The organism is Heliobacterium chlorum (assembly GCF_014502795.1).
GTDB classification, from domain to species: domain Bacteria; phylum Bacillota; class Desulfitobacteriia; order Heliobacteriales; family Heliobacteriaceae; genus Heliobacterium; species Heliobacterium chlorum.
Map to the genome: position 1 here is coordinate 21,903 of NZ_JACVHF010000011.1, position 15,735 is coordinate 37,637.

Annotated in this window: 10 protein-coding genes; 4 read left to right on the forward strand and 6 right to left on the reverse strand. The window is 51.5% G+C overall.

Annotation, left to right across the window (positions count from 1 at the left end; all coding sequences use genetic code 11):
* Nucleotides 1-89: 89 nt before the first annotated feature.
* Entirely contained in the window at nucleotides 90-1,313 is a 1,224-nt protein-coding gene (gene dpaL / locus H1S01_RS11450; protein WP_188040625.1) for a diaminopropionate ammonia-lyase, read from the reverse strand.
* A gap of 297 nt (nucleotides 1,314-1,610) precedes the next feature.
* Here dpaL and ygfK point away from each other — a divergent pair, with 297 nt between their 5' ends.
* Complete coding sequence (gene ygfK / locus H1S01_RS11455; protein ID WP_243237253.1) at nucleotides 1,611-4,760, forward strand: putative selenate reductase subunit YgfK; 3,150 nt, start codon at nucleotides 1,611-1,613, stop codon at nucleotides 4,758-4,760.
* A gap of 16 nt (nucleotides 4,761-4,776) precedes the next feature.
* Entirely contained in the window at nucleotides 4,777-6,108 is a 1,332-nt protein-coding gene (gene ssnA / locus H1S01_RS11460; protein WP_188040627.1) for a putative aminohydrolase SsnA, read from the forward strand.
* 303 nt (nucleotides 6,109-6,411) lie between these two features.
* On the opposite strand, the gene H1S01_RS11465 is transcribed toward ssnA, so the two are convergent.
* The 5 genes from H1S01_RS11465 to H1S01_RS11485 all read right to left on the reverse strand — a co-directional run bounded on the left by H1S01_RS11465 (nucleotide 6,412) and on the right by H1S01_RS11485 (nucleotide 11,837).
* Nucleotides 6,412-6,816 (reverse strand): VOC family protein, encoded by a 405-nt coding sequence (locus H1S01_RS11465; RefSeq protein ID WP_188040628.1) that lies wholly within the window; start codon nucleotides 6,814-6,816, stop codon nucleotides 6,412-6,414.
* A gap of 200 nt (nucleotides 6,817-7,016) precedes the next feature.
* Nucleotides 7,017-8,375, reverse strand: coding sequence for a PLP-dependent cysteine synthase family protein (locus H1S01_RS11470; protein ID WP_188040629.1), 1,359 nt, complete (start codon nucleotides 8,373-8,375; stop codon nucleotides 7,017-7,019).
* 74 nt (nucleotides 8,376-8,449) lie between these two features.
* Entirely contained in the window at nucleotides 8,450-9,691 is a 1,242-nt protein-coding gene (gene thrC / locus H1S01_RS11475) for a threonine synthase (RefSeq protein ID WP_188040630.1), read from the reverse strand.
* A 95-nt stretch (nucleotides 9,692-9,786) separates the two neighbouring features.
* On the reverse strand, nucleotides 9,787-10,524 hold the full coding sequence (locus H1S01_RS11480) for an HAD family hydrolase (RefSeq protein ID WP_341479089.1): 738 nt from the start codon (nucleotides 10,522-10,524) through the stop codon (nucleotides 9,787-9,789).
* A 53-nt stretch (nucleotides 10,525-10,577) separates the two neighbouring features.
* Nucleotides 10,578-11,837: a threonine/serine exporter family protein gene (locus tag H1S01_RS11485; RefSeq protein ID WP_188040631.1), complete on the reverse strand. Its 1,260-nt coding sequence runs from the start codon at nucleotides 11,835-11,837 to the stop codon at nucleotides 10,578-10,580.
* A gap of 246 nt (nucleotides 11,838-12,083) precedes the next feature.
* Here H1S01_RS11485 and H1S01_RS11490 point away from each other — a divergent pair, with 246 nt between their 5' ends.
* A complete protein-coding gene (locus H1S01_RS11490) occupies nucleotides 12,084-14,780 on the forward strand; it encodes an ATP-binding protein (RefSeq protein WP_188040632.1) in 2,697 nt (898 codons plus the stop codon).
* 247 nt (nucleotides 14,781-15,027) lie between these two features.
* Nucleotides 15,028-15,732, forward strand: coding sequence for a nitrite reductase (locus tag H1S01_RS11495; RefSeq protein WP_188040633.1), 705 nt, complete (start codon nucleotides 15,028-15,030; stop codon nucleotides 15,730-15,732).
* Nucleotides 15,733-15,735 lie beyond the last annotated feature (3 nt).

Genomic DNA, 15,735 nt, shown 5'->3' on the forward strand with positions numbered 1-15,735 from the left:
TTCAACTAAACACTAGCACGAACCACGCCGTTTGACCAGCGGGACATTTTGCATTTCGTATAATTTTGAGATTTTTTTCGCAGTTTGCGTCAATCCCGGGGAACAGGGCATTCACCGTCCCAGGCGATGCTTAGGTACTTGTTTGGATCGGTGTTTCCTTCGGTGCTAAAGAGCAGCACTCGTGAATCTGCGGTAAGTCCTAAGGCTTCCCGGGCTGCTTCATACTGCTTATCGAGCAAGAAGGTTTCGAGCAGGCCCAAGGTCACTGCACCCGATTCGCCGGAGACGACCCGGGGGTCTGTTCCTAAGGGGTTGCCCAGGATGCGCATGCCTTTGGCGGCGACCCAATCGGGGCAGGAGACAAACATGTCGCAGTAATCCCGGAGAATCTCCCAGCCGATCCGGTTCGGTTCACCGCAGGCTAATCCGGCCATGATGGTGGCCATATCGCCGCCAACGGCTCTCGGGTTACCGTCGCCAGCTAAGCCGGAACGGTAAAAACAATCGGCTTGATCAGGCTCAACGATGACCAGTTTGGGTCGGTCACCTTGGAAGATGTCTTGGAAAAATCCTTGCACCGCACCGGCCAGCGAGCCGACTCCGGCTTGGACGAAGATGTGAGTCGGTTTCTCCACACCGATTAACTGCAGCTGTTCCAGCGCTTCCGCTGCCATCGTGCCATAACCTTGCATGATCCAGGTGGGAATCTCTTCGTACCCTTCCCAGGCTGTATCCTGCACGATGACCCACCCATGCTTTTCGGCCTGCTCGGCGGTCATCCGGACGGTATCGTCGTAGTTGGAATCGGTGATGCAAGCGTGGGCCCCTTCCTCCCGGATTTTCTCGAGGCGGTAGAGAGAAGAACCTTTCGGCATGTAGACGACCGACTTTTGCCGGAGTTGTTTCGCCGTCCATGCGACGCCCCGGCCGTGATTGCCGTCAGTCGTAGTAGCGAAGGTGATCTCGCCCAACTGACTTTTTACTTCCGGGGAAATGAGGACATGGTAAGGAAGTTCACCGATGTCCCGACCCAACCGTTTCGCCAAGTGGCGTGCGATGGCGTAAGATCCGCCTAAGACCTTAAATGCGTTGAGGCCGAAACGGTACGATTCATCTTTCACATAGACACCTGAAATGCCCAACGTTTTGGCTAGGCCCGTCAAATTTTGCAGCGGTGTGGCCGAGTATTCGGGGAAGCTCATATGAAATTGTTTGGCTTTGTGAATTTCCTTTCGACTGAGAAAGCTCGTTGAAGTGCCGGCATCGCCTGTTTTTTGCATTGAATTGCTTATCCAGTGAATGGTTGCGTCCATGATGATTTCCTCCTCGGGGTGTTGATGTTTACTCTCTTATGCAAGAATCGCGCCAAAGGGGTGAAGTACGTATCTCCACGGTGTTAACATTGTTCTAATTCGGGGTTGCATGACTCTGCTCGCTAAGGACTCCATCAATGCACCCCAGATTTTACTTAGTTTCCGAATAGCCACTTCGAATTGAAACATGCGATAATGGATGAACAAGAAAACGATTGCAGTTTCTTGAACTTGGCATAGTTCTTGCAGTACTTTCATAACCAAAGGCATTGTTGCTTTGATCATCGCGAGGAGGGAATGTCATTGGGAGACATGATGCGTCCGATTCCGTTTCGAGAACTGCTTCAACGGATATTCGAGGAGTATACAGCAGAGAGATCAATTTTCTCTTTGCCTGAGGAAAGCTTTTTTTGTAAAAGAGGCACGAAACAGGTTCGTTTTTTCGGAGAACCTTGTGAGACCGCTGTCGGCCCGGCTGCCGGCCCCCATACCCAGTTGGCCCAGAACATCGTTACATCATATTTGGCGGGAAGCCGATTTATTGAACTGAAAACGGTACAAGAAAAAGAACCGCCCGTGGCCAAACCCTGCATCGATGCGGAAGACGAAGGGTTCAACACGGAATGGTCCTCTGAGTTTACCGTTGAAAAAGCTTATGAAGAATACATCAAGGCCTGGGTTGCCCTGCACCTGATTGAAGAGATCTTCGCCCTCCGGGCGAGCGATGAGCGCTCCTTCCTCTTTAATATGAGCGTCGGTTACAACATGGAAGGCATCTGTTCTCCCCGGATGAACCGGTATATCGATGATCTAAGAGATGCTTCCGATCACCCTTGCTTCATCCGCTGCTTGAACGAACTCGACTCGATCATAAAAGATGATAGCTTTTTTGCCGACACCGGTCTGGAAGGGCGACTTCCGGAGATTCAATCGCTGCCCGAACGAATCTCGCCGAAGGTATGCAAGTCTGTCACGTTGTCGACGATGCATGGTTGCCCACCCGCCGAGATTGAGAAAATCTGCGCCTACATGATCACGGAAAAGAAAATGGAGACCTATGTCAAACTGAATCCTACGCTGCTCACCTTTCCGGTAGTGCGCCAGGTTCTAGATAACCTCGGTTTCGATTATGTCGAACTGGCCCAAGAATCCTTCGATCATGATTTACAATATACTGACGCCGTTCCCATGCTGCACCGGCTGAAGCGATTGGCCCAGGAGCATGGGCGCTTCTTCGGCGTTAAACTGACGAACACCCTCGGTTCCGTCAACTTTAAAGGACGCCTTCCCGGCGGTGAAATGTACATGTCCGGCCGGGCCCTCTTCCCGATTTCGATTAACTTGGCCGCGAAAATCAGCAAGGAATTTAGCGGTGAAATGCCCATCTCCTTCTCCGGCGGGATCAACGAACATAACATCGTCGATGTGTTCCAGACGGGCATCAAGCCTATCACCGTGGCGACAGACCTGCTCAAGCCGGGCGGGTACGGGCGCCTCGCCGCCATGGCCGCAAAGCTGGAGGACCTCGGTGGTTGGGCTGGGACCCGCATCGATGTGGATAAATTATCAGCCCTCGCCAAAAAAGCGTTGCAAGCCGACTTTACGCAAAAACAGTACCGGGGCACGGCGAAAGCGTCTATCAAGGGCCCACTGCCGCTCTTTGACTGTGCCGAGGCGCCTTGTAAAACCGCTTGTCCGATCCACCAAGACATCCCTGAATACATCCGCCTTGTCGGCGAAAAACGCTACGCCGAAGCCCTGGCGCTCATCTATGAGAAAAATGCCTTGCCATCGATCACCGGTCATATCTGTGACCATGCCTGCCAATACCACTGCACCCGCATGGATTACGAAGGCTGTGTCCTCATCCGGGAAATGAAGCGCATCGCCGTCAAACGAGGCTTTGCAGAGTATCGCGAAAAATGGGCAGTGCCGGCCAAAAAGCATGCAGCCAAAGTGGCCGTCATGGGCGCCGGTCCCGCCGGTCTCGCCTCAGCCTATTTCTTGTCTCGGGAAGGCTTCGACGTGACCGTCTTTGAGCCCCGTCAATCGGCCGGCGGCACGGTCCGCCATGTGATCCCTCGCTTTCGAATCAGCGATGAAGCTATCGAAAGTGACATCCAATTCATCAAAGACCACGGTGTAAAATTCCACTTTGGTGCAGACCGCAGCCTGACGCCGGAAGCCCTGAAAGGGCACGGATTTACCTATGTCATCGTTGCCGTCGGCGCCGGTGCGGAAAAAGATTTCCCCCTTGAAAAGGTCTCCAGTTCCGTTCGGATCATTTCAGCCTTGGAATTCCTGCAGCGCTACAACAGCGATCCGGCATCCTTGCAACTCGGCAAGCATGTAGCTGTCGTCGGTGCTGGCAATACGGCCATGGACGCCAGCCGTACGGCCCTGAAACTGCCCGGTGTAGAATCATCGACAGTCATCTACCGCCGGACCGAAAAAGAAATGCCGGCCTACCGGGAAGAGTACGAACTCGCCCTAGCCGACAAGGTGAAATTCCATTTTCTTTTGAATCCCGAATCCTTTGACGCTGACGGTACGCTCCGTTGCCGGGTGATGAAACTGGGACTACGGGACAGCAGTGGACGTAGAAAACCGGAAAAAACAGAAGAATTCCGCGCTCTCCCCGTCGATACGTTGATCACCGCCATCGGCGAAGATATCGATTACGCCTTATTACACCGTCTGGGACTCACTGTTTCCGACAAGATGCCGCCCGAGACGAACAAGCTCAATTGCGAAACGGTCCTTCAAGGGGTCTACCTCGTCGGTGATGCTCACCGGGGTCCTTCCTCCATCGTCAACGGTATCGCTGACGGGCGCAAAGCCGCCGACGCCATCTGCCGCATCGAAGATCCTGCCTGGCAGCCAAGCCCTTTTACCCCTTCCCCGACCAGCGCGGAGCAGGTAACGCGAATCGCCGCTAAAAAACAAGGCCTCACCGCCCAGTCTGACGTTCCCGTGGAAGCCGGCAATGAGGTCAATCTCGCCGTAGGCGATAAGGAATATCATCGCTGCGTAGAATGCAACAGCGTCTGCAACAAGTGTGTGGAAGTCTGCCCGAACCGGGCCAATGTGGCCGTACCGATGAGCAACGAAGGCGGATTCCGCAACTACTATCAGATCGTCCACATCGACGCTTACTGCAATGAATGCGGCAACTGCGCCAGCTTCTGCCCCTGGGAAGGGCGCCCTTATACCGATAAACCCACCTTGTTCAGCATGCGAAATGATTTTGAGGAAAGCCGTAACCCCGGCTTCTTTGTCGAAGGGGAGCAAATCCATGTTCGGCTGAACGGAGAAGTGCGCACCTTCGCCCTGGCGGACGGCACTTTCACCGCCGATGGCTGCGATGGAGAATGGAGCAAGCTGTCCCGACTCTTCGCGAAACTGTACCAAAACCGGCCGTCCCTCTTCGGGCATGTAGACGAGTAGCAGGAGGTACTTCCCCATGCTTTTGTTAACGAACGCAACCATCGTCGAGTTTCAGCCGCCCAGCGTCCGAACGGGTTTGGACGTATACATCTACGGAACGGAAATCATGGAAGTGGGAGAAAATCTCTCAGGCAAGTATGTAGCCGACCGGGTGATTGACCTAAAAGGCGCTATGCTGATGCCGGGTATCGTCTGCAGCCACAACCATTTTTATTCGGGCTTGTCCCGGGGCATCATGGCCCGCATCAAGCCGAGCCCGGACTTTATCTCAGTCCTGCAGAACCTCTGGTGGCGTCTGGACCGGGCGATCGACGAAGAGATCCTCTATTACAGCGGCCTTGTCTGCTCTTTCGAAGCCATCCGCTGCGGTACCACCGCCGTCATCGACCACCACGCCTCACCGAACTTCATCGGAGGTTCCCTGAAGGTGCTGAAACAGGGCTTTGAAGAGACTGGCCTACGCGGGATCACCTGTTACGAGACGACAGACCGCAACGGCGGCCTCACTGAAGTGGAGGCAGGCGTTCAGGAAAACGTCGATTTCGCCAAGCTCTGTGAAGCAGACAAGCAAGCGAGCAAAGGCAACCATCTCGTAGAGGCCATGATCGGCGGCCACGCACCGGTGACCATGCCTGATGAGGCCCTCCGGCTGATGGCCGAAGCCGTCAAAGAAACCGGTCGAGGGATTCACGTCCACGTCGCAGAAGACCGCTATGACGTCTCCCACTCCCACCACAAATACGGCAAAGATATCATTCCCCGCTTATATGATGCGGGACTGATCAACGAGAAGGCACTGCTCGTCCACGGCGTGCACCTCTCCGATACCGACGTAGCGATCATCAACGATCATGATGCTTATCTAGCCCACAATGCCCGCTCCAACATGAACAACCACGTGGGATACAACCACAAAATCCCCCAGTACAAAAACTTCGCTCTCGGCACCGACGGAATCGGCAGCGACATGTTCGAGGAGTTCAAGTTCGCCTTCTTCAAGCACCGTGATGCCGGCGGTCCTCTCTGGCCCGATAGTTTCCTCAAGTATCTCTATAACGGCAACGACCTGTTGCAACGCTATTTCGGCGGCTGCTTCGGTAAGGTCGCCAAGGGATACAAGGCCGATCTGACGATCGTCGACTATGCCTCACCGACACCGCTCGCACCGGAAAACATCGGCGGCCACATCGCCTTCGGCATGGATTCGCGGGACGTGAAGACCGTCATCATCAACGGTAAGGTCGTGCTGGAAAACCGGGAGTTCCCCATGGATATTCAACCCATCTACGAAAAAGCCCGCAAGGCGGCCCAGCGGTTGTGGGAGCGGATGGATAAATTAGCCGATTAATACCCTTTGATTCATCTATCCCCCGGTTATCCGGGGGATTTTTTTCGAGTTTAATTCCATCGCTTTTAATGGCTAATCCTTGGGTGTGATGACGGAGCGAGCGATTTGAGCGGAACGGCGTCGAGAGCGAAAGTTGCGAAGCGGATAAGTGCGCCACGGTTTACATGCAGAAAAACCCAGAGGTTTGGCGCACCTGCGTAGCAACCGAGCGAACAGCCGTGGAGCTCTTAGCGAGTGGGGTCATTACACCCGGATTTAGAACTATGTTTAAGCCGAATACACGGCTTTTTTCGGGCAAAACGATTAGAGTTCTGTGGCGATCTGCCAGCGAATGCCGAACGGGTCTACCACCATACCAGACATGCTTCCCCAAAATTGCTTCGCAAAGGGCATGAGCACCGTTCCTCCGTCAGCAAGTCCCTCAAAGGCTTTTCGTGCCTCTTCCTCCCTTTCAAACTCTAACGTTAAATCCAAGCCGTTTCCTCGCCGAACCGGCTCATTGACGGAGTCAGACATAAAAAAGATTTGCCCGGCTACTTTCAATCGAAGGTGCATTACCTTATCTTTGATCAGTTCCATCTTCGCATTTTGCTGGGGTAGTTCGGCAAACGTTTTAAGCATGATGATCTCGCCGTCTAGGGCCTTCACATAGAACTCAGCTTGGTATTTCGCATCGTCCGAATAAATATAGGGGTAGAGCTTTGCCATGAACTAATCCTCTCTCCTCACTTTGATTCTCTTTGATAGAGTAACCGCACTGGCTCCACCTATGCCTTAGGGCCGTAGTAAAAAGAGTCAACTTCCGCCCCAGTCCCACCTAATAATAGAAGAAGGCCTAACCCCAATCTGGAGGTTTGGCCTTCTTCCGTTCTTACGATCATATATTTTATGCGGGCAGTCCGGTCCCGTTATCCCCGCATCGCTGCAATCTTTTCGTTGTACAAGACCACTTTGGCGTACTCTGCTTCCCAAAAGGCCGGTTCCCGCATGGCATCGAGAAAAGCCTGGGAATAGCCGAATTTGAGCCAGTCTTTTTCTTTTTGTGTGAAGAGTTGTTCCTTCATAGCAGGTTTGCGGAAATCGAAGATGTGGCGGTCATCTGCTCCCAGGAAGATATCTTTTGCCCAGCGTTCCAAGACGAAGGGTTCTATCTCGAGGTAACGATGGTCCAGTTCCTCAAGGACAGACTGATAGCGATCAAATCCATCGGTGGCCACAGTGACCACGTTATCTCCCGGTCCTAAGCGTAGGAACTTGGCCATTTTGATGGCGCCGAGGACGTTACAGATCCCGGAAGGCCCGAAACTGTCTCGCAAAGCAAGGGCGAAATCGCGGTCCATGCCAAGGCTGACGAGCGTGTCCACACCGTCCCGGAAAAGCTTCAGGCCTTGCACAGTCTCTTCGTCCCGGATGAGAATGACAAAGTCTGTCGTCAGGACGTTATGGATCAAGGTGATCATCTTGTCACCGATGCCTTCGATCCGGTGCTGCCCCCGGCCGCCGTTAGCCAGCGTAGAGCATTCGTACGGTTCTAGTGCGGCTATTTTCGCATCGGGGAAGACCGTCTTAATCTGATCTCCGGCGGCGATCGTACCAGCAGAACCAGGTGCTGACACAAACCCGGCGATCCGGCCGTTGCCTACCCCTTTCACAGCGTCGATAGCGCTGTTGCCGGTCACATGGCGATGGAAACGGTAGTTGGGGAAAAGTTCAAACTGGGCCAGGGCCTTGTTTTTCGGGTTTTTCATCATCTCGTGGGTCCGTTCCAGCGTCAGGATCACATCGGACTCCGAGCCCGGCGTCAGCTCCAACTCGCCACCGTACTTACGGATCCGCTCATAGCGCTCTTTGCTCATGTTGTCCGGCATGATGACGATAGCCTTGAAACCGAGGAGCCGCGATATGTAGGCTGTGCCGATACCGAAGTTCCCCGTCGACGGCCCGAGAATCGTATGTTCACCCGGAACGATCTCCCCGTTGACAAGCCCTTCAATCAGTGTGCTGTAGGCCGGACCGACTTTGTGTGAACCGGAAGGAAAACCGCAACCGAACATGACGACGATGTTGGCGTCAACACCGGTCAAGGCCGGCGGAAGCACCACTTTTCTTACTTGATTCGTGCTGTTTTTCCAGGTGATGTTGAAGAGGTTGACGGGGTTGAGTTCATCCTGATTCAGCGCCGCCAGCGCTTTCTCCCGCACTTCTGTTGGAATCGTCTCTGGATGCAGCATTTCATCATAGTTCGGACCAAAAGGGATTTGAGGCATTTGATCGTCCTCCATTTCTCGTCTGTACTTATTTATAAACCTATGAGGTACGGAACTTATTGTGGTATAGAGATTTATAGGGCCTTGCGAACCGCTTCCAGATCCGGCTCGATCAAGGTAGGCGCACCGGCAGCTTTGATGGCACTGGCGATGTCCTTGAGGCCATTTCCGGTCACGATGATGGCTACCGATTCGGCCGGGTCGATGATCCCCGATTGTACGGCCGCTTTCACTCCTGCTGCACCAGTGACCCCAGCCGGTTCGCCGAAGACTGCCGCTTTGCGAGCCAGCGTCGTCATCGCTTCCAAAATGGCTTCATCGGGAACGGCGACAAAAGCCCCTCCGGACTCCACCACCGCCTGCATCCCTTTGTGGAAGTTGCGGGGATGGCCGACGGCGATGGAATCGGCCAACGTATCGGCGTCACAGGGCTGCAAGGGCTGATGGTTCCGCCATGCCGTCAGGAAAGGCTGGCATCCCTCCGCTTGGACTCCGAGTACTTTCGGTAGCCGGGGGATGAAGCCAAGGCGGTGCATCTCCTTTAACCCTTTCCAGACACCGCCGATCGTGCAGCCGTCACCGACAGACACAACAACCCAGTCGGGGAACTTACCAGGCGTCAACTCATAGAATTGCTCGGCTAATTCCAGGGAGACCGTCTTTTTGCCTTCGATGAGATAGGGATTGATCGCGCAATTTCGATTATACCAGCCAAACTCAGCACTGGCTAGCATGCACAGCTCCCAAGCCTGATCATAAGTACCGCCGACCGAAAAAACTTGAGCGCCAAAGACGAGCAGTTGGGCTACTTTCGCCTCCGGTGCACGGCGAGGCACGAAAATGCTCGCCGGCAACCCGGCAGCGGCCGAAAAACCGGCCAATGAAGACGCTGCATTTCCTGTCGATGCACAAGTGATTCGAGTGGCACCTTTCTCCAGCGCTTTGACGACACCGACGGCGCTGGCGCGATCCTTGAAGGAGGCCGTCGGGTTGCGACCTTCATCTTTGACCCAGCATTGCTCCACCCCGAGCCATTCAGCCAGTTTCGGTGTGTTATACAAGGGTGTCCAGCCGACTTGCAGATGAGGGATCAATTCTGGATTCGCCACCGGTAACAAGGGCAGATATCGCCACATGGTGCGGACTGGATCGGCAGCAAGACTTTGAGGATTCAGATTCGCTTCCACGGCGTCATAGTCATAAATTACGTCCAGGATTCCATGCTGGTAACCGCATTTCGGGCAGTAATAGTCCACGACGCCAGGTAGATAGATTCCGCCGCAATGGACACATTGGAGATAACGAACAAATTGCATGTTACTCACCTCGCCTTGATAGATATGCAAGATCTATGCCAATACAAACGAAAAAGCCGCCAAGGTCACGGCGGCTACGATCGGACATTTGCGGTCTACACATTAGCTCGCAGGAAACAAGCTATCAATTCATCGACCGAATGAACCATGTAGGTCGGTTTTGCTTTTTCTAGTTCCTCCAGAGATCCGTAGCCGTAGGTAACCGCTACAGAGTCAATATTGTTTTTCTGTGCCCCGATGATATCATGCTTGCGGTCACCGATCATCAGTGCGTTTCCAAAAGGACGGCCTCCACCTTTTGCATAGACAGAGGAATCGTTTCCCTGCCCGGCGATAGACAAGGCGTATTCGATCACCTCGTCTTTGGCACAACGCGTCCCGTCAAGGTTGCTTCCAATGACGGCCGAGAAATACACGCCGATGTGGAAGTGTTCCAAAATCTTTTCTGCGAAGACCGTCGGCTTGGACGTGGCCACAAGAAGTTCCTTTCCGGACTGTTTCAGCCCTGCAAGCAGTTCCGGTATCTGTGGAAACAGGGCGTTTTCATAGAGCCCATACACAGAGAAATACTCCCGGTAGTACTCTACGGCCTGCCGGGCTGTCGCTTCATCGAAATGGGCGAACTCCATAAAAGAATCAATCAGCGGTGGTCCGATGAATTTGACCAGGTTGTCCAGATTCTCTTCGACGATTCCGTACTTTCGCAGCGCATACTGAACACTCTTGGTAATGCCGATTTTCGGGTCTGTCAGCGTACCGTCCAGATCGAACAGCAACAGTCCGTAGCGGCTCAGATCCTTTTTTACAGCGTCTTTATGTAGCGATAAGTCCACCTGTCATTGCTCCTTACGTTAATTCCTTACGTTAATACTATCCCAATTATAGGTCACATTTTTGCTTGCCTACTGCCTTTATGCTTCCGGCGAAAAAAGCGCTCATCAAGTAAAATATCCTGATGCTTCCGCTTCCAATGACGCACGATCGCTGTCACCACAGCGACACCGACTCCCACTGCCATAATCCCCGTCACACCCATCAAGAGCGGTTCAAAGAACAAGGGATAGTTGCCTGTAAACAAAAACTGGGTAGCCCGGAAGAACCAAACCCCCGGAAGCAAGGGAACAAAGCCCCCGATGATAAACACGGTCACCGGCACACGGTAGATGCGCGCGAGGATTTCGCTAGCTATGGAGGCAGCCATCGCTCCCCACAACATCCCCAATATGATGGAAAAGGGACTTTGCATCGTCCAGTAAAGGACGAATGAACTTAACAGGCCCACCGATCCCGCCCCGAGGACCGTCCGTTTCGGTGCTTGATTATATATATTGAACAAGGCCGATACAAAAAATCCAAGGGCGATGATTGGTGTCACCGGTTCTACGGGCTGTGGCAGGTACTCCAGGCCTACAATGCCGATCGTAATCCCTGCACCCCCGAAGAGAGCCACCATCAGTCCCACCGCTTCAAATCCGCGAATAGCCCCCGATATCAGGTCACCGGCGATGACATCACGGACGGAATTTACCATAAAAGCGCCGGGGATCGCCGAGAGCAGGACACCGACGATAACGGTGTTGATGTCAAAATCGATCACTGTGCGAGTCGCCAGCACCAACGCCGTGCCGACAGACCCAATAAGCAGTTCCCGCAAAAAGGGAATGGAAAGTATCCTTGTGGCGTCAATCAACAGGTATACCAGGTGAGTAACCATGAAGGCAATCCAAAAGTCCTGCCAACTGCCGCCGTTTATCACGGTAATCGCTGCTGCGTTGACGGCACCGCAACTGATCTTGATCAGGGTCGAATAGGTTGGCCCTGCCGATTCAATCTGTCCGAGGATCGTAAAGGCTTCGTCCAGTTCAACCTCTTTTTGAGCCACTTGCCGCGATAAGTTATTGATAGCAGAAATCTTGCTTAAATTGACGCCTCGCTTCGCAGCCTTACGAAAAAAGGTGCCCGGCGAGCCAGCACTATCGATATAACTGATAAATACCCCTGCTGGCGTTACATAACTTTCGAGAAGTTGAATACCTAGGGCATCACCCATCTTTTGCACCGTATCTTCCACCCGGTACACTTCCGCCCCGGCTTCGAGCAAGGTTCGCCCAGCTTGTACAACGAATTCGACGGAGCGGTTCGTCATGCGATTGATTCACCTCAGTTCAATGGACGTTTTCTATATTAATATTTATATGCACCCATTATCACCATAGCATAAATTAAAGCCTCCGAATATGCCTCTCAGGAGAAATAAATAACTAAATCGGTCCGATGGAATTCGTAATTTTTAGAATTTGAGAGGAAATTACCTGTCTTTTGTCGAAAGATGTAGGCATTGGTATGCCAGAATGTACCAAGTTCAGACAGTGTACCTTAAGAGGGTGATTCTTTGTTTAAACCTAATTTGACTGCAATAAGAAGTTCGGTGCAAATAAAGTGGTTAATCGGTATCGGGTTACTGGCTATCACGTTGCAGTGCCTTATTTCGTACTATTTTTATGTTGAGTTACAGGATACCTTATACGAAGAACGTAAGTACCAACAGGAACTGATCGAAAAAAATATCATGACCTTAACGGCTAATGCTGATAAAGCCTACCAGATCATTGAAGCCTCCGTTGAAGAAAAAATGAAACTCTATAGCGAAGCGATGATTAAAAAGTACAACCGCGACCCCAATGTGTTGCAATGGGATTTGGAAGCTTTGAAACGTCAGTTCGATGATTTTGATATCTATATCATCGATAACAACTTTACCGTTGTGCACACGACCGTTCCCAGCGATTTGCATTTGAACTTCAAGCAGAAACAATCGTCTAGATTTATTCAGATGTTGCAAGATCGGCTTGGTAAGAACGAATTCACCAGCGACCGGTTTATCATCTCTATCGTAAAAAAGGAAACTCGCAAGTTCGGCTATATGCCCACGCCGGATCATAAATACTTATTTGAACTCGGTGTTAAAGCTTCGAAATATACCGATATGATGCAAGATCTCGATCTGGTTCATTTAGCACGGAATGCCGTTCAGAATTACCCCTCCGTCACATCGGCTACAATTTACTCCCTGCAAGTAGACAGCCAAATTCGAGGTACCCTATCCCACTATTCCGCTGATTCGGCACCCGTACCAAAGGGACCGGCCTATATGGATATGGCAAAAGAAGCGATATTATCGAATAAAACCGTCGAATATACTCGATGGGATCCAGAGAGTCAGAGTTCTTTAACCTACCGGTATATTCCCTTCATTGCCTTTAACGGGGAGAAAAAACCGGACTATTACAACTCTCGCATCATCGAACTCGTCTATAATGACCGTAATCTACAATACACCCTTCACGCCCAATCGGTGCGAATCGGCACTGGGATCGTCATCGTCGCCGTCGTACTCGTAGCTTGGCTGGCATCCATATTTTCCATGGTTCAACGACTTGAACAAGCTCGCAATGCAGCGGAAGAAGCAAATAAGATAAAATCCGACTTTTTCTCCACCATTACTCATGAGATCCGCACCCCTATGCAAGGGATCGTTGGCACGACAGAGCTTTTGTTGACCACTCCCTTAACTGACATGCAGCGGCAACAAGCCTTCATCATTCGCGATTCAGCCGAGTTGATGACGAATATCATGAATGACATCTTGGACTTTTCCAAAATCGAAGCAGGGCAAATTCTTATAGAAACAACGAAAATCAATCTAAATGACCTTTTGCAGGCTATATCCCAGCTTGTCACCCCTAAAATCAACGAGCGAGGATTAACTTTTCAATGCATGGCAGATATCCATATCCCCTCGGTGGTGCAAGGTGATCCCTTACGATTGAAGCAAGTTCTACTGAATCTATTGAACAATGCCGTTAAATTCACCGAAGCAGGAACGATTTCGCTGCATATCTGCCTCGAAGAATCTGTCGATACAGGTAAGATGCTGCGTTTCGAAGTCCACGATACGGGAATTGGCATTTCCCCCGATGTACAGGACAAGTTATTTCAACCATTTGTGCAGGCCGATAGTTCGATCAGCCGCCAGTACGGCGGAACCGGTTTAGGCCTATCGATTTGCAAACACTTGGTGGAACTCATGGGCGGACATATTGGGGTTCAAAGCACCCCAAATGTGGGCTCAACCTTCTGGTTTACGATACCGCTTACGGAAGAGCCTCCATCGCCTGAATTAGATACATCAGTCGATAGACTCCTGTCCATAGAGGCGTTGAATGGGGCAGTTGAAGCTGCCTGCGATAGAAGCAATGTTCTCTCTGCAGCCGTTACTTCCGAATCCAGTACAATAGCCTCTCCCTCCAAAATGATGGAGACGGGCCCATGGCGTATTGAAAAATCCTATCTATCCAAGCCCATTCTGATCGTCGATGACCACCGGCCCAATCGACTCGTCCTGCGCATGCAACTGGAGACGATGGGTTTTACGAACCTCTATGAGGTGACAAACGGACAAAAAGCTGTAGAAGCGGTCCAACAATCACGATATGCTCTGATCTTGATGGATAACCGTATGCCTGTTCTTGATGGAATTCAAGCAGCCGCAGCGATTCGTCAGTGGGAGAATGAATTAACTTGGCGTTCTCGGATCGTTATCATTTCCGGTGAGGAACCCGACTGGAGACAACGTGCCGAAAGCGGCGTCGATGATTTTCTGACAAAACCGATGACGCTGAAAACATTACGTGAAACCGTCGTCTACTGGCTTTCCCTTGGAAACGGTGATAGGGAATTATCGCTAAGACCTTCTATCGATCCGGAGGCGATGAGCATCAACGCGGAGTTACAGGAGTCCACCGAAGAAAAGATTCGTGAGCTCTATACGGCTTATTTTCAAGATACACCTTCCCGCTTAGCTGCGCTGCAAGAAGCGATAGAAAGCAACAACGCTTTCCAGGTTCGCTCCGTCGCTCACGGATTAAAATCAGCCAGTGCCGCTGTCGGTGCCATGGATCTCTATAAACTCTGCCGTGACCTGGAGATGATGGCTAAGAACGACCAGCTTGAAAGTAGCTCTGCCGTGCTTAAGGAAATCGAACGTCAATTCTCACTTGTCAAAAAAGCCTTTTCCTTCTTAAATTGATTTACTACGCTTAACTCGCCGTTGCCCATCTAAACCTATTAACAAAACCCCCTCTCCATCTTTTCATCAGATGAAGAGGGGGTTTTCAATTTTTTCTATATCAGTATTTAATCGAAATGGTGATGATTCTCTTGCCCCCTTTCTTCTACTCATACTATAATTATTAAAATATTTTTTGCTTATCTTTGTTGTGCATCCCATCCCGGAACAGTTTTTTTATGTAGACTTTGAGCGGAGGCGAGGCCAATTGGGTAAAGCCATATTCAAACAGCGAAACGGCGTATTCGGCGTCGGTATCGTTACGCCTTGTGGTTTAATCACACCAGAACAACTTGGTGGATTAAGTAAACTCTTACCGGAGGTCGGGGCGCTCGGAAGCAAACTCACGACCCGCCAAACCCTTATCGTACTCATACCAGAAGAAGCCTTAGAGCGATTTGCCGCCGGGGTCACTGCTCTCGGACTGGATATCGGCAGTTTTGGTGATATTGTTCGCAATGTCAAAGGCTGTGCCGGCAATAGTTCTCTTTGTATGCGCAGCCTAAGTGAAGCTCACGGTCTGGCCGTCGAAATTCAGAAGAAATTTATGAACCAACCGACCCCTCACGATTTTAAAATTAGTGTAGCCGGATGTCATCGGGGATGTACCGACCCCCTCTGTGCAGATTTCGGCTTGATCGCAACCGGACCTGATACCTATGACGTGTACATCGGCGGTCGTGGAGGCAGTCGTCGGCCTCAACACGGTCAAAAAATGTACTCCAGCATATCAAGCGATGCCGTTTTTGTCGTATTGGATCACCTTCTGAAAGTGTATAGAAGCCTCGGTGAACCTGCTGAACGGATCTGCTCCACTATAAAACGTGTCGGAATTGATCCCTTTGTATTACCGGAAGGTGAGTTACCGAAAGAAGAGCCATCGAACGATTTCTTTGATTTTCTCAATGATTAGATT

What these genes read in the sequence shown, in the direction of transcription:
- ygfK (WP_243237253.1), top strand. Translation starts at nt 1,611, where the DNA reads ATGTCATTGGGAGACATGATGCGTCCGATTCCGTTTCGAGAACTGCTT.
- H1S01_RS11485 (WP_188040631.1), bottom strand. Translation starts at nt 11,837, where the DNA reads ATGACGAACCGCTCCGTCGAATTCGTTGTACAAGCTGGGCGAACCTTG.
- H1S01_RS11470 (WP_188040629.1), bottom strand. Translation starts at nt 8,375, where the DNA reads ATGCCTCAAATCCCTTTTGGTCCGAACTATGATGAAATGCTGCATCCA.
- thrC (WP_188040630.1), bottom strand. Translation starts at nt 9,691, where the DNA reads ATGCAATTTGTTCGTTATCTCCAATGTGTCCATTGCGGCGGAATCTAT.
- H1S01_RS11465 (WP_188040628.1), bottom strand. Translation starts at nt 6,816, where the DNA reads ATGGCAAAGCTCTACCCCTATATTTATTCGGACGATGCGAAATACCAA.
- ssnA (WP_188040627.1), top strand. Translation starts at nt 4,777, where the DNA reads ATGCTTTTGTTAACGAACGCAACCATCGTCGAGTTTCAGCCGCCCAGC.
- dpaL (WP_188040625.1), bottom strand. Translation starts at nt 1,313, where the DNA reads ATGGACGCAACCATTCACTGGATAAGCAATTCAATGCAAAAAACAGGC.